Raw genomic sequence first — 248 nt, 5'->3', positions numbered from 1 at the left:
GTAATAGCCGAGCCATGAAGGATCGGTCGCAGAAGCTTTGGCCGCATTCAGAAGATCGAAAATTCCGATCACTGTCACCAGCGATGTGGTGAGCAGAAATCCCACAGCGAGATTGACAAGTCCGGGTATGACGATGCGGATTGCTTGCGGCAAGACGACCAGCCGCATCGATTGTGCCGTGGTCAGACCCAATGCCTTGGCGGCTTCATACTGGCCGTGTGAAATCGCCTGCAGCCCGCCACGGATGA

General features: G+C 56.0%; 1 protein-coding gene. It reads right to left on the bottom strand.

Annotation, left to right across the window (positions count from 1 at the left end; genetic code table 11):
- Window positions 1-248: ABC transporter permease subunit (locus tag SB775_RS32375; protein ID WP_410865393.1), on the bottom strand; the 248-nt coding region annotated here is incomplete at both ends.

It is taken from the genome of Peribacillus sp. SIMBA_075 (genome assembly GCF_046534585.1).
This window is presented reverse-complemented; position numbering and strand designations above follow the sequence as displayed.